Origin of the sequence: Silvania sp., assembly GCF_051656365.1 — a bacterium.
Lineage (GTDB): Bacteria > Pseudomonadota > Gammaproteobacteria > Enterobacterales > Enterobacteriaceae > Enterobacter > Enterobacter hatchlandensis.
The window spans coordinates 1-12,716 of sequence record NZ_JBOGBT010000043.1 but is presented as its reverse complement, the minus strand read 5'-3'; the positions used below and the strand labels follow the sequence as shown (position 1 = coordinate 12,716).

16 protein-coding genes are annotated in these 12,716 nt (G+C 57.4%); 7 read left to right on the top strand and 9 right to left on the bottom strand.

The window, feature by feature from the left end; genetic code table 11:
• The first annotated feature begins 22 nt into the window (after positions 1-22).
• The 3 genes from yrbN (at position 23) to mtr (ending at position 3,435) form a co-directional block, all read left to right on the top strand.
• Positions 23-103 (top strand): protein YrbN, encoded by an 81-nt coding sequence (gene yrbN, locus ACRDD5_RS09245; protein WP_097919743.1) that lies wholly within the window; start codon positions 23-25, stop codon positions 101-103.
• Positions 96-2,048 (top strand): DEAD/DEAH family ATP-dependent RNA helicase, encoded by a 1,953-nt coding sequence (locus tag ACRDD5_RS09240; RefSeq protein ID WP_438676583.1) that lies wholly within the window; start codon positions 96-98, stop codon positions 2,046-2,048. Before yrbN ends, ACRDD5_RS09240 begins: the two co-directional genes overlap by 8 nt.
• 142 nt (positions 2,049-2,190) lie before the next feature.
• Positions 2,191-3,435, top strand: a complete 1,245-nt coding sequence (gene mtr / locus ACRDD5_RS09235; protein WP_271284386.1) for a tryptophan permease — start codon at positions 2,191-2,193, stop codon at positions 3,433-3,435.
• A 45-nt stretch (positions 3,436-3,480) separates the two neighbouring features.
• On the opposite strand, the gene ACRDD5_RS09230 is transcribed toward mtr, so the two are convergent.
• The 3 genes from ACRDD5_RS09230 to ubiU all read right to left on the bottom strand — a co-directional run bounded on the left by ACRDD5_RS09230 (position 3,481) and on the right by ubiU (position 6,450).
• Positions 3,481-4,488 carry a luciferase-like monooxygenase gene (locus ACRDD5_RS09230; protein WP_438676582.1) on the bottom strand — a complete coding sequence of 336 codons (1,008 nt, stop codon included), beginning with the start codon at positions 4,486-4,488 and terminating at the stop codon, positions 3,481-3,483.
• A 79-nt stretch (positions 4,489-4,567) separates the two neighbouring features.
• Positions 4,568-5,446, bottom strand: a complete 879-nt coding sequence (locus ACRDD5_RS09225) for a U32 family peptidase (RefSeq protein WP_271284388.1) — start codon at positions 5,444-5,446, stop codon at positions 4,568-4,570.
• Between the two features lie 8 nt (positions 5,447-5,454).
• Entirely contained in the window at positions 5,455-6,450 is a 996-nt protein-coding gene (gene ubiU / locus ACRDD5_RS09220; protein WP_438676581.1) for a ubiquinone anaerobic biosynthesis protein UbiU, read from the bottom strand.
• A 221-nt stretch (positions 6,451-6,671) separates the two neighbouring features.
• Here ubiU and ubiT point away from each other — a divergent pair, with 221 nt between their 5' ends.
• A complete protein-coding gene (ubiT, locus tag ACRDD5_RS09215; protein ID WP_438676580.1) occupies positions 6,672-7,196 on the top strand; it encodes a ubiquinone anaerobic biosynthesis accessory factor UbiT in 525 nt (174 codons plus the stop codon).
• Positions 7,190-7,693, top strand: coding sequence for a GNAT family N-acetyltransferase (locus ACRDD5_RS09210; protein ID WP_438676579.1), 504 nt, complete (start codon positions 7,190-7,192; stop codon positions 7,691-7,693). The genes ubiT and ACRDD5_RS09210 overlap by 7 nt, the downstream gene beginning before the upstream one ends.
• Here ACRDD5_RS09210 and ACRDD5_RS09205 read toward each other — a convergent pair.
• Entirely contained in the window at positions 7,680-8,021 is a 342-nt protein-coding gene (locus tag ACRDD5_RS09205; RefSeq protein WP_271284392.1) for a GIY-YIG nuclease family protein, read from the bottom strand. The two genes, ACRDD5_RS09210 and ACRDD5_RS09205, sit on opposite strands and share 14 nt — an antisense overlap.
• Before the next feature lie 14 nt (positions 8,022-8,035).
• Between ACRDD5_RS09205 and ACRDD5_RS09200 the strand changes: the two genes are divergently transcribed.
• A complete protein-coding gene (locus tag ACRDD5_RS09200; RefSeq protein ID WP_271284393.1) occupies positions 8,036-8,464 on the top strand; it encodes a YhbP family protein in 429 nt (142 codons plus the stop codon).
• Here ACRDD5_RS09200 and ACRDD5_RS09195 read toward each other — a convergent pair.
• Positions 8,450-8,968, bottom strand: coding sequence for a type 1 glutamine amidotransferase domain-containing protein (locus ACRDD5_RS09195; protein WP_271284394.1), 519 nt, complete (start codon positions 8,966-8,968; stop codon positions 8,450-8,452). The genes ACRDD5_RS09200 and ACRDD5_RS09195 overlap by 15 nt on opposite strands.
• Before the next feature lie 126 nt (positions 8,969-9,094).
• On the opposite strand from ACRDD5_RS09195, the gene ACRDD5_RS09190 reads away from it, so the two are divergent.
• Positions 9,095-9,739: an NAD(P)H-binding protein gene (locus ACRDD5_RS09190; protein ID WP_438676578.1), complete on the top strand. Its 645-nt coding sequence runs from the start codon at positions 9,095-9,097 to the stop codon at positions 9,737-9,739.
• Positions 9,740-9,780: 41 nt separating this feature from the next.
• On the opposite strand, the gene dolP is transcribed toward ACRDD5_RS09190, so the two are convergent.
• From dolP to ACRDD5_RS09170, 4 genes are all read right to left on the bottom strand, one after another.
• Positions 9,781-10,356, bottom strand: coding sequence for a division/outer membrane stress-associated lipid-binding lipoprotein (gene dolP / locus ACRDD5_RS09185; protein ID WP_271268279.1), 576 nt, complete (start codon positions 10,354-10,356; stop codon positions 9,781-9,783).
• A gap of 9 nt (positions 10,357-10,365) precedes the next feature.
• Positions 10,366-10,956: a DnaA initiator-associating protein DiaA gene (diaA, locus tag ACRDD5_RS09180; protein WP_271284396.1), complete on the bottom strand. Its 591-nt coding sequence runs from the start codon at positions 10,954-10,956 to the stop codon at positions 10,366-10,368.
• Between the two features lie 21 nt (positions 10,957-10,977).
• The gene (locus ACRDD5_RS09175; RefSeq protein WP_271284397.1) at positions 10,978-11,373 is read right to left on the bottom strand and encodes a YraN family protein; all 396 of its coding nucleotides are present in this window, start codon (positions 11,371-11,373) and stop codon (positions 10,978-10,980) included.
• Positions 11,331-12,716, bottom strand: a 1,386-nt coding sequence (locus ACRDD5_RS09170) for a penicillin-binding protein activator (RefSeq protein WP_438676577.1), incomplete at its 5' end; no start/stop codon positions are given. The genes ACRDD5_RS09175 and ACRDD5_RS09170, both read right to left, overlap by 43 nt.

Below are 12,716 nucleotides of genomic sequence, written 5' to 3'. Positions count from 1 at the left end.
TTGAGCCGGTTCACACTTTTCAATGAAAATTGCTAATCATTTTCACGACGAGTTATGTAGACTGGCCGCCATTAATATCGAGGCACTTGTACTACATGGCTGAATTCGAAACCACTTTTGCAGATCTGGGCCTGAAGGCCACTATCCTTGAAGCCCTTAACGATCTGGGTTACGAAAAACCATCTCCGATCCAGGCTGAATGCATCCCGCATCTGCTCTCTGGTCGTGACGTGCTGGGCATGGCCCAGACTGGTAGCGGTAAGACCGCAGCGTTCTCGCTGCCACTGCTGCACAACATTGATCCGGAACTGCGTGCACCGCAGATCCTCGTACTCGCTCCGACCCGTGAACTGGCTGTTCAGGTTGCGGAAGCGATGACTGAATTCTCTAAACATATGCGCGGCGTGAACGTGGTTGCCCTTTACGGCGGCCAGCGTTATGACGTGCAGTTACGCGCCCTGCGTCAGGGTCCACAGATTGTTGTCGGTACACCTGGCCGTCTGCTGGATCACCTGAAACGCGGCACCCTGGATCTCTCTAAACTGAGCGGTCTGGTTCTGGATGAAGCTGACGAAATGCTGCGCATGGGCTTCATCGAAGACGTAGAAACCATCATGGCTCAGATCCCAGAAGGTCATCAGACCGCTCTGTTCTCTGCAACCATGCCAGAAGCGATTCGTCGTATTACCCGTCGCTTCATGAAGGATCCGCAGGAAGTGCGTATCCAGTCCAGCGTTACCACTCGCCCGGACATCAGCCAGACTTTCTGGTCTGTACATGGCATGCGTAAAAACGAAGCGCTGGTGCGTTTCCTGGAAGCAGAAGATTTTGATGCGGCGATTATCTTCGTTCGTACCAAAAATGCGACCCTGGAAGTGGCAGAAGCACTGGAGCGTAGCGGCTATAACAGCGCAGCGCTGAACGGCGACATGAACCAGTCCCTGCGTGAGCAGACTCTGGAACGTCTGAAAGACGGCCGTCTGGATATCCTGATTGCAACCGACGTGGCAGCACGTGGTCTGGACGTTGAACGTATCAGCCTGGTTGTAAACTACGACATCCCAATGGATTCCGAGTCTTACGTTCACCGTATCGGTCGTACCGGTCGTGCGGGTCGTGCTGGCCGTGCGCTGCTGTTCGTTGAGAACCGCGAGCGTCGTCTGCTGCGTAACATTGAACGCACCATGAAGCTGACCATTCCAGAAGCAGACCTGCCAAACGCAGAGCTGCTGGGCAAACGCCGTCTGGAGAAGTTCGCCGCGAAAGTACAGCAGCAGCTGGAAAGCAGCGATCTGGATCAGTACCGTGCGCTGCTGACGCAAATTAAGCCGAGCGTAGAAGGCGAAGAGCTGGACGTTGAAACGCTGGCTGCAGCACTGCTGAAAATGGCTCAGGGCGAACGCGCTCTGATCGTACCAGCAGATGCACCAATGCGTCCTAAGCGTGAATTCCGTGAACGTGATGAGCGTTTCGAGCGTCGCGATCGTAATGACCGTGGTGACCGTAACGATCGTGGTCCACGTGGCGACCGTCCTGAACGTGCAGCGGGTGCTGCAGGTGAAGACCGTCCACGTCGTGAACGTCGTGATGCTGGCGAGATGGAACTTTACCGTATTGAAGTGGGCCGTGATGATGGTGTTGAAGTTCGTCACATCGTTGGCGCTATCGCTAACGAAGGCGACATCAGCAGCCGTTACATCGGTAACATCAAGCTGTTCGGTACTCACTCTACCATCGAGCTGCCAAAAGGCATGCCGGGCGAGGTTCTGCAGCACTTTACCCGTACCCGCATCCTGAACAAGCCGATGAACATGCAGCTGATGGGTGATGCCCAGCCGCGTCCTGACCGTGGACCTCGTCGCGAAGGCGATCGTCCTGCTGGCGAACGTCGTAGCTTCGGCGGCGGCGAGCGTCGTGAAGGTGGTCGTGGTCCTCGTCGTGATGGCGCAGCACCGGCAGGTGCAGGCCGCTTCAGCGGTGAGCGTCGCGAAAACCGCGGCCCACGTCGCGAAGATGGCGGTGCTCCTACCCGTCGTCGTGACGCGTAAGCCTTACGCTTCTGACGTAAAGTAATCTATACAGCCCCGATATTTTTATCGGGGCTTTTTTTATTTCTTTTGTACTCTTGTACTGGTACAGTGCGACGCATTAACATTCGGTAGCAACATTATTCACTGGAGTATTGGCTGTATGGCGACACTAACCACCACCCAAACCTCACCCTCGCTGCTCGGCGGTGTGGTGATCATCGGCGGCACAATCATTGGTGCAGGCATGTTCTCCCTGCCGGTGGTGATGTCCGGGGCGTGGTTCTTCTGGTCGCTGGCGGCGCTGGTATTTACCTGGTTCTGTATGCTGCATTCGGGCCTGATGATCCTCGAAGCGAACCTGAACTACCGCATTGGGTCGAGCTTCGACACCATTACTCGCGACCTGCTGGGTAAACGCTGGAACATTGTGAACGGCATTTCGATAGCCTTTGTGCTCTATATTCTGACCTACGCCTATATCTCTGCTAGCGGCTCGATTCTGCACCATACCTTCTCAGAGATGTCGCTGGATGTTCCGGCGCGACTGGCGGGTTTGGTGTTCGCTCTGGCGGTGGCCTTCATCGTCTGGATGAGCACGAAAGCGGTTAGCCGGATGACGGCGATTGTTCTCGGTGCCAAGGTCATCACCTTTTTCCTGACCTTCGGCAGCTTACTGGGGCATGTCACGCCGACCACGTTGTTTAATGTGGCCGAGAGCAATACCTCTTACTCCCCGTATCTGCTGATGACCCTGCCGTTCTGCCTGGCGTCGTTTGGCTATCACGGTAACGTGCCGAGCCTGATGAAGTATTACGGTAAAGATCCGCGCACCATCATCCGCTGCCTGGTGTACGGTACGCTGCTGGCACTGGGGCTGTATGTGATCTGGCTGCTGGGGACGATGGGTAACATCCCGCGTCCGGAATTTATCGGTATTGCGCAGAAGGGGGGCAACATTGATGTACTGGTGCAGGCGCTGAGTGGGGTGCTGAACAGCCGAAGCCTGGATCTGCTGCTGGTGGTATTCTCCAACTTTGCCGTGGCGAGCTCTTTTCTTGGCGTAACGCTGGGCCTGTTTGACTATCTGGCGGATCTGTTTGGCTTTGATGATTCTGCGCTGGGGCGTCTGAAAACCGCGCTGCTGACCTTCCTGCCGCCGGTGATCGGCGGCCTGCTGTGGCCGAACGGTTTCCTGTATGCCATCGGCTATGCGGGCCTGGCGGCGACCATCTGGGCGGCGATTGTACCGGCGCTGCTGGCACGGAAATCACGTAAGCGCTTCGGCAGCCCAAAATTCCGCGTCTGGGGTGGGAAGCCGATGATTGCGCTGATTCTGGTGTTTGGGGTTGGCAACGCACTGGTGCACGTTCTGTCGAGTTTTAATCTGTTACCTGTTTATCAGTAACGCCTCTTTTTGCCCTCTCCGTGTGGGAGAGGGCAGCAAATCGCGCTAACCCAACAACGCTTCTTTCACTTGCATCGCCAGATCAAACGAATACAGCCGTGCCTGATGATCGAAAATCTGCCCGTTTACCATGATCTCGTCCGCCTGCGTTTCGCGCAGCACCGCTTCCAGTCCGTGACGCACTTTGGTCTTATCCCCCACCAGCGACATACTCAGCGCCTGCTGGACGCCATACTGTTCGGACGCCGACCACAGCTGATGCATATTCTCCACTGGCGGTGGTAGCTGGCCCGTTTCGCCACGGCGCAACTTCATAAAGGCCTGCTGCATAGAGGTAAACAGGAATTCCGCATCGCGGTTACTGTCTGCTGCAACGATGTTGATGCACACCATTGCGTAGGGTTTTTCCAGTCGCTCAGACGGTTTGAAGTTTGTGCGATACAGATGCAGCGCCTGGTGCAGCATATCCGGGGCAAAGTGTGAGGCGAACGCAAACGGCAGGCCGAGCTGTGCCGCCAGCTGGGCGCTGTATAAGCTCGACCCCAACAGCCAGACCGGGACCTGCTCGCCGTAGCCGGGCACCGGACGCACCTGCGGGTCGGGGTCACGGGCATCAAACCAGTCAACCAGCTCGGCCACATCACGCGGGAAGTTGTCGATATCGCCGCTCATATGCCGGCGCAAGGCTCGCATGGTGGGCTGATCGCTACCTGGTGCGCGGCCCAGACCCAAATCGATACGGCCGGGATAGAGCGTATTCAGCGTGCCAAACTGTTCGGCGATGACCAGCGGTGAATGGTTGGGCAGCATCACACCGCCTGAGCCTAAATGCAGCGTGGTGGTATTAGCCGCCAGATAGCCAATCAGCACCGAAGTTGCTGCGCTGGCAATACCCACCATGTTGTGATGTTCTGCCAGCCAGTAGCGATGATAGCCGCGCTGTTCAGCAAGGCGGGCAAGATCCAGAGAGTGGGTAAAGGCAACGCGTGCCGAGGAGCCCTGAGGGATCGGTGCCAGGTCCAGCACCGAAAACGGAATGGATTTATCAGTCATAACAGCTCACTTTGTCGACGGTGAATCTTTTAATAGTGCATTAAAAATTAATAACCGTTGTTAACAAAGTGAGCTTTTTTTAAACCTGCAGTTCCAGCCCGGCCAGCCGCTTCCAGTAGCCGTTGCACTCGCTGTTGGCGGTCAGCGGCAGCGGTGCAGTGCCGTTCTCATTGGCGCGGAAGGCATCGATCATCGCGAAGGTGTCGGTGCCCAGCGGCGACAGGCGAACCATATCCACCAGGCCTTTCATCGAGGCCAGTTCGTTGCCCAGGTTATATACGTAGCCGCTCATGGTCTGAATACCGTTCAGTACGAATACCTGCTGGTTTTCCTGCGAGAGCACACTGCGACCGTTAGGGTATTTGATGCAGCAGGTTTCGCATTCGTCTTTCGGCAGGTTTTCCGAACGTGCCGTGAAGCAGCGAGCGGAATACGCCAGTGGCAAATGCCCGTAACTCAGCACCTCGACTTCGAACTGATTGCGGATGCCCAGCTCGTCGCACTGCGCCAGCACATTCACCAGCCAGTCGCGGGAAAGCTCAACGGGCATACACCAGCGGGTCATGCCCTGTTTGAGCAGCAGACGCAGAGTGACGGCGTTATAGCAGTTCAGCGCATGTCCGGCGACAAACGGCAGCTTGCGCTCGGCACACAGGTTCACCACCCCCAGGTCGCTGGCCTCCAGCAGAAAATCGCCGTTATCGACGTAGCGTTTCAGCTCATTCAGCTCGGACGAAGCCTGCACCAGCGCCAGCGTTGACAGCACTACCTGCTTGCCGCTGTCCGCCAGGCTTTTTGCCATCTCCAGCCAGTCGCCCACTTTGGTGGCGCGGCGCTTGCTGCACACCGCTTCGCCGAGATAAATCACATCGGCCTGGCTATTCGCCGCCTGCTGGTAAAATTCCTCCAGCGTCTCTTTTGACCAGTAATAGAGCACCGGTCCTAATGAATATTTCATGCGTTATCTCACTGCCATTTACGGTGATAGGCGCCAAGGGTGGTCTGGGTGCCTTCGGACAAGGATCCGAGCGCCTCCATCCAGGCGGGCTGCGGGGCATAGCGTTGTGGATCCGCCATGCAGCGATCGATCGCCTGGCGCCACACTTTCGCGACCTGGCTGACGTACGCCGGACTGCGCTGGCGGCCTTCAATTTTCACCGACGCAATGTTTGCCGCCAGCAGCTCCGGCAGCAGTTCCAGCGTGTTCAGGCTGGTCGGCTCTTCCAGGGCATGGTACAGCTCGCCATCCACCCGATAGCGACCTTTGCACAGCGTAGGGTATCCGGCGTTTTCATCGTCCTGGTAGCGGTCGATCAGCACCTCGTTCAGGCGTGATTCCAGCCCCTGCGGTGTTTGCTGCCAGCGCACATAGCGGGCCGGAGAGCAGGCGCCCACGGTGTTTGGCGACTCACCGGTTAAGTAAGACGACAGATAGCAGCGTCCTTCGGCCATAATGCACAGGCTGCCAAAAGCAAACACCTCCAGCGGGACGGGCGTGACGCGCGCCAGCTGTTTAACCTGATGGATTGAGAGCACGCGCGGCAACACCACGCGCGCCACGTCGAAGTGACGATGGTAAAAGCGAATAGCCTCTTCATTGGTGGCAGATGCCTGAACCGAGACATGGCGCTCAATATGCGGATAACGTTCAGCGGCATACTCAAGCATGGCGAGGTCGGCAAGGATCAGGGCATCGGCACCCAGCTGGGCGGCCATATCCACCGCCCGCTCCCAGCGCTGATAGCCGTCCGGGTGCGCAAAGGTATTGATCGCGATGTGCAGCTTGCGGCGATGCTGATGCACAAAGCTCACCGCTTCCTGCAGTTTTTTCTCGGTAAAATTCAGTCCAGCGAAGTGGCGGGCATTGGTATCGTCCTTTAGTCCGATATAAACCGCATCGGCACCGTTTTCGATGGCCGCCTTAAGCGCCGGTAGATTTCCAGCAGGGCAGAGCAACTCCATAATTTATCCTGACGTTTACAGCCCCAGAGGGAGGTAAAATTGTTATCGAACAGGGATTTTAGTTAACCATCTGGCGACAATTTTTGATTTAAGGCAGCTAATGGCGTATTGATGACACCAATAATGGATTAGGCCGGATGTCAGTTTGTTGATTTACGCCGCTATACCGTCGACTGGATATGGCAAAATATTGGGACTATAGATATCAGGGAGTAATGCTCGTGCTGGATAAACTGCGTTCACGTCTCGTCCACCTCGGCCCGTCGCTGTTGAGCGTGCCGGTCAGGCTGGCACCTTTTGCGCTGAAGCGCCAGGTGCTGGAGCAGGTGCTGAGCTGGCAATTTCGCCAGGCACTGGCGGAGGGCGAGCTGGAGTTTCTGGAAGGACGCTGGCTAAGTATCGAGGTGCGGGATATTGGCCTGCGCTGGAATACCTCGGTTGAAAACGATCGGCTGATCGTACGTGAATCGGCCGATGCCGACGTCAGTTTTAGCGCCAATGCCAGCGATCTGCTGATGATTGCGGCACGCAAGCAGGATCCTGATACGCTCTTTTTCCAGCGTCGTCTGGTGATTGAAGGCGATACGGAGCTGGGGCTGTACGTCAAAAATCTGATGGATGCGATTGAACTGGAGCAGATGCCAAAGTCGCTGCGCGTGGCTTTGCTGCAAATGGCCGATTTTGTCGAGGCGGGTTTAAAAACGCCGCCGGAGAGTAAACACACTTCTGTAGGTGAGCCATGCTGATTCGAGTTGAAATTGGGATCGATGCGCCGGGTATCGATGCGTTATTACGCCGGACGTTCGAAAGTGACGGCGAAGCGCGGCTGGTGCAGGATCTTCGTGAAGACGGTCTGATTACGCTGGGCCTGGTCGCCACCGACGATGAAGGTCAGGTGGTGGGCTACGTGGCGTTTAGCCCGGTCACCGTGCAGGGCGAAGAGCTGCAGTGGGTTGGTATGGCACCGCTGGCCGTCGATGAAGCCTACCGTGGACAAGGTCTGGCGCGCCAGCTGGTCTATGAAGGGCTCGATTCGTTGAATGAGTTTGGCTATGCAGCGGTGGTGACGCTGGGCGATCCGGCCTTTTACAGCCGTTTAGGCTTCGAGAATGCGGCGCATCACGATCTGCACTGCCGCTGGTCGGGTACCGAAATGGCTTTCCAGCTGCACGGTCTGGCGGATGATGCCCTGAACGGCGTCAGCGGCCTGGTGGAGTACCACGACCACTTTAATCGCTTTTAATCCGCGACGTTTGCAGGCTCTCGCGTAGCGCCTCAAACGACCCGTCTCCGGCGACGAGGCGCTCTTTCTGGCGCTTCGTCAGCTGCTTTATGCGGTATTCCAGCCTCAGCGCAAGCGAGCGCTCACCCACGATGGCAGAAAATGCCAGCGTCAGTTCGCCTTTACCTCTTAACGCCTTGGCCCCTTTTCCCGTTTGATGCTGCAGGAAACGACGTGCGACGTCGGTGGTGATGCCGGTATACAGCGCATTATCAGCGGTTCGGACCAGATAGAGAAACCAGCACACGGTGGACAGATTCAGTATGTTAAGGTGAACGCACCTTAGCACGAGAGAGAAGCGAAATGGAAACTCTGGCCGCCATCAACCGCTGGCTGGCGAAACAGCACGTCGTCACCTGGTGCGTACACCAGGAAGAGGAGATGTGGTGTGCCAACGCCTTTTACTACTACGATCCGCAGCACGTGGCGTTCTACGTCCTGAGCGAAGACAAAACCCGTCACGCGCAGATGACCGGTAAACAGGCGAAGGTCGCGGGCACGGTCAACGGACAGCCGAAAACCGTGGCGCTGATCCGCGGTCTGCAGTTCAAAGGGGAAATTCGCCGTCTGGAAGGGGAAGAAAGCGACGCTCAGCGTAAGCACTATAACCGTCGCTTTCCGGTGGCACTCGCGCTGTCAGCCCCGGTATGGGAAATTCGCCTCGACGAACTTAAGTTCACTGACAACACGCTGGGGTTTGGTAAAAAACTGCACTGGCTACGCCCCGAGTAAGCGCAGCGCCTCACGATTAAAGGCCGGCAGATCGTCCGGGGTCCGGCTGGTGACCAGCTGATCCTTATCGACCACCACCTCCTGATCGTAAAAATCCGCACCAGCGTTTTTCAGATCGATAACGATCGGCTTTACAGCCGTCAGTTTACGACCGCGCACCACTTCGGCGCTGATCAGCAGCTGCGGGCCATGGCAGATGGCAAACACCGGCTTTCCGGAGGCGACAAAATCGCGGGTGAAGGTAACGAAGCGCTCGTCGCCGCGCAGGGTATCCGGGGAGTGACCGCCGGGCAGCAGCAGGGCATCAAAATCAGCCGGCCGCACATCATCAATGGCCTTGTCGATGGTGACGCTGGCCTCACCTTTATGGCCTTTCACCGTTTTCCCGGCCTCTTTATCGATCGTAATCACCTCGTGTCCTGCCAGGCGAAACGCCTCGGCAGGCGAGGTGAACTCTGAATCTTCAAACTCGTCGGTGATCAAGACCGCTATTTTCTTGCTCATGTTTCCTCCGTTGTTTTGGCTTCAGACAGATTTTTCTCGGTGAGTGGTAAATACTTACCGATAAGACTACTAAGTGTGGTCGAGAGGCATGAAATCGCATACGGACTAATCTGCAAAGGAGGAATCATGAGTCAGGTTTTAATTACCGGCGCCACCGGTCTGGTGGGGGGCCACCTGCTGCGGATGTTAATTCAGGAGCGGAAGGTCAACTACATTGCCGCACCGACGCGGCGGCCGTTGTGGGACATCGACGGGGTCTTTAACCCGCACGATCCGCAGCTCACCGATGCCCTGGCGCAGGTTCAGGATCCGGTGGATATCGTCTTTTGCTGCCTGGGCACCACGAAGCGCGAGGCGGGCAGCAAAGAGGCTTTTATCCATGCCGATTACACTCTGGTGGTGGATACAGCGCTGACCGGCAAGCGGCTGGGAGCAAAGCACATGCTGGTGGTCAGCTCGATGGGCGCTAACGCGCACTCGCCGTTCTTTTACAACAAGGTAAAAGGCAAAATGGAAGAGGCGCTGATAGCCCAAAAGTGGGAGCGGCTGACCATTGTGCGTCCGTCGATGCTGCTGGGGGATCGGGAGAAGCACCGATTCAGTGAATCGCTGTTTGCGCCGATGTTTAAACTGTTGCCCGGTAACTGGAAGTCGATTGATGCCCGCGACGTGGCAGAGGTCATGCTCAAAGAGGCGCTGACGGCGTCGCCCGCAGGCGTCAACGTTATTCCCTCGGCAAAAATACGCGAGATGGCGCAGGGAGAAGTGTGATGTTTAAGGCCCTCTCCATGCGGAGAGGGCAACAGGCGGGATTACTTCAGGTAGGTAAAGGCGGTCGTGACGTGCTTAACGCCGCTCACCCGGCTGGCAAGATCGGCCGCCGCTTTGCCTTCACGGTCGGTTACCAGGCCGAGCAGGAACACTTCGCCATTCTCGGTAGTCACTTTCACATTCGATGATTTAACCTGATCGCTGCCCAACAGCTGGGAGCGCACTTTGGTGGTGATCCAGGTATCGTTCGACGCCGTTCCCAGACCAATCGGCTGGCCCTGACGTACTTCGTTAAACACCTCGGTCGTTCCCTCTACACCCATTGCGATTTGCTTCGCGCGGGCGGCGAGTTCGGTATTCGGTGCCTGGCCTGCCAGCAGCACTTTGCCCTGATAAGCGGTGACGTTAATGCGCGCGTCTTTCTTGATCTGCTGGTCTTTGGATAATGCGCTGTTCACGCGCAGCTCCAGCGTACTGTCATCCACCTGCGTGCCCACGGAACGCGGGTCAGTTGCGGCTTTGGTGCTAACCGCCGCGGTACCCACTACCGCTGCAGCAACACATCCCTGAAGCAGCAGTGCAGAAATAAGGACTGCGAGGGGCGAAAATGCCTTCATGTAAACTCCTTAATCATCCTGGTGAGGGAAAAGCGTGTTATCAATCAGATCGCACAAACAGTTCACCGTCAGCATGTGCATTTCCTGAATACGCGCGCTGCGGTGAGAAGGAATGCGGATCTCGACGTCATGCGGACCCAGCAGCCCGGCCAGCTCGCCGCCGTCGTAGCCAGTCAATGCGACGATAGTCATATCGCGGGTGACGGCAGCCTCAACGGCTTTTACGATGTCACGGCTGTTGCCGCGCGTGGAGATGGCCAGCAGAACATCACCGGCATGTCCTAACGCACGGACCTGCTTGGCGTAGATCTCGTCATGAAGACGATCGTTAGCAATCGCCGTTAAGACCACATTATCGGTATTAAGTGCAAGGGCAGGTAAACTGGGACGCTCAGTTTCAAAACGGTTGATCATACTGGCAGCAAAATGCTGTGCGTTGGCGGCCGATGTGCCGTTGCCACAACAGAGGATTTTGTTGCCGTTAAGCAGGGATTGCACCAGCGTCATCGCCGCACGGGAGATGGCGTCCGGCAGCGCTTCTGCCGCTGCAATCTGAGTCTGAATGCTTTCCGTGAAGCAAACCTTAATTCTTTCGAGCACAGTATCCCTTAACGATCTGATTTACGCGTCTTCGCCGAAGGCGTTTTTGAACCATTCGATGGCGTTTGGGGTGAAGGCTACCACATCGAACCGGCAATCCACAGTATCAAAGCTCCCATTATGCCGGGCAAGCCACAACTGAGCGGTGTGTAATAATTTTTGCTGCTTGGCCCGGGTGACGCTGGCGGCAGCGCCGCCATACTGTGATGACTGGCGGTAGCGCACCTCGATAAACACGATCGTCGGGCCGTCTTGCATAATGAGGTCAATTTCACCGCCGCGCCCGTGAATGTTCGCGGCGATAAAACGCAGTCCTTTGCGCTCAAGCCAGCGACGCGCCTGTAACTCCCACGCGTCGCCGGTCTGTTTACGGGTTAACTGGCCGGAATGACCTGTCCCTGCTGGTATTTGAGCCATGATAACTTCCTGTTAATCACGCAGTCCTGAGTAGCGGTGAGATCGCCGGTGTTGCCGTTAATCTGGAAGCCCGGCACCTGGCGCATCTGGGTGAAGTGATTTGCCAGCGCCCAGGCGTCAACGCCCATGGCGTACAGGCGTGCCAGCGAGTAGTCGTTACGCACGCTACTGAGCGCCTGCTGCATCAGCTGTGGGTTGCTGCCCGCAAGCATCGGGATTTCGCTGTACTGCAGGCCTTCCATTTCAAGACGGAAGTCCGGCCCGGCGGTGCCCTGTGCGCTGCGGGAGCTGGCATACAGCGTGGCGCCGCTCTGGCTGCCGTTACGCATGGCAATCATCGGTTTGATAAAGGCGATCTCGTCCGGGGTGGCCACGATATACGCCGCGTCCACGTTGTTGCCTCCGCTGATTTGCGCGTCGGTCGGCGGGGCCGGGATCGTCAGCCCACCGACGGTTACGCTCTGCTGCTGGGGCAGGCTGGACGCGATTGGACTGCCGCTCAGGGCAATGCCGGAACCGCCGTTAACGCCCATTTTCAGCTCGGACAGCGAGCCAAATTTTTGCTGCAGGACAATGCCGCCGCCCAGCTGTTGCCACTCGTTGGCAAAGGCGGTGGCGACACGTTCACCGAGCTCACTGCGCGGGGTCAGCAGCAGCGGTGCCTGTTTCCCCTGCTGGTGGATGTGGCGCGCGGCATCCCGGGCTTCATCTTCTGGCGACAGGGCGAAGTAGCAGACGTTTGGACGGTTCTGCACCTGCTCGGGCTGGTTCAGCGCCAGCACGTTCAGCGGGGTATTACTTTTCATCAGCTCTTCGACATTACCTTTCAGCAGAGGGCCAACCACGATGCTGGCTCCGTCCTGCTGAACCTGAGCCAGCAGTTGGCTCAGCGGTTGCGTGCTGGTGTCATACACCTTCAGCTCGGCAGCCGGGTTAGCGGCAACGGGTGGCTGGCTCGCGGGCTGGGTAGCCTGGGTGGTGGCAGGGGCCTGCACTGGCTCCTGCTCGCTGCTTTGCGGCGCGGCGACAGGCTGGGTGCCGGTCAGATCGCCGGTTTCCGCTGCGGACGGGCTAACCACATCGCCTGCGTTGGCGGCCTGCGCCACCTGGGCCGGTATGGCGTCGCCTGCAACGGCGGAGGTGCCATTTTTCGCGGCTTCAAAACCTTGCTGGATAGTGCGGCCAAAGACGGCGGCCTGGCCGCTCAGCGGCAGCAGCAGCGCAATCTTGCTGGTGGAGGCAGGCTTGAAGTTCTGCACATTCACCAGCTGCGTGGGCAGCAGGGTCGCCCCTGGGTTGTTCGGATAGCGGGTTTGCCAGTCACGGATCCCGGCTTTCAGCAT

Excerpts from the sequence above, each read along its gene's own strand:
- ACRDD5_RS09225 (WP_271284388.1), bottom strand. The coding sequence starts at position 5,446 with ATGAAATATTCATTAGGACCGGTGCTCTATTACTGGTCAAAAGAGACG.
- ACRDD5_RS09230 (WP_438676582.1), bottom strand. The coding sequence starts at position 4,488 with ATGACTGATAAATCCATTCCGTTTTCGGTGCTGGACCTGGCACCGATC.
- dolP (WP_271268279.1), bottom strand. The coding sequence starts at position 10,356 with ATGAAGGCATTTTCGCCCCTCGCAGTCCTTATTTCTGCACTGCTGCTT.
- ubiU (WP_438676581.1), bottom strand. The coding sequence starts at position 6,450 with ATGGAGTTGCTCTGCCCTGCTGGAAATCTACCGGCGCTTAAGGCGGCC.
- ACRDD5_RS09240 (WP_438676583.1), top strand. The coding sequence starts at position 96 with ATGGCTGAATTCGAAACCACTTTTGCAGATCTGGGCCTGAAGGCCACT.
- ACRDD5_RS09175 (WP_271284397.1), bottom strand. The coding sequence starts at position 11,373 with ATGGCTCAAATACCAGCAGGGACAGGTCATTCCGGCCAGTTAACCCGT.
- ACRDD5_RS09200 (WP_271284393.1), top strand. The coding sequence starts at position 8,036 with ATGGAAACTCTGGCCGCCATCAACCGCTGGCTGGCGAAACAGCACGTC.
- yrbN (WP_097919743.1), top strand. The coding sequence starts at position 23 with ATGAAAATTGCTAATCATTTTCACGACGAGTTATGTAGACTGGCCGCC.
- ACRDD5_RS09210 (WP_438676579.1), top strand. The coding sequence starts at position 7,190 with ATGCTGATTCGAGTTGAAATTGGGATCGATGCGCCGGGTATCGATGCG.
- mtr (WP_271284386.1), top strand. The coding sequence starts at position 2,191 with ATGGCGACACTAACCACCACCCAAACCTCACCCTCGCTGCTCGGCGGT.
- ACRDD5_RS09195 (WP_271284394.1), bottom strand. The coding sequence starts at position 8,968 with ATGAGCAAGAAAATAGCGGTCTTGATCACCGACGAGTTTGAAGATTCA.
- ACRDD5_RS09190 (WP_438676578.1), top strand. The coding sequence starts at position 9,095 with ATGAGTCAGGTTTTAATTACCGGCGCCACCGGTCTGGTGGGGGGCCAC.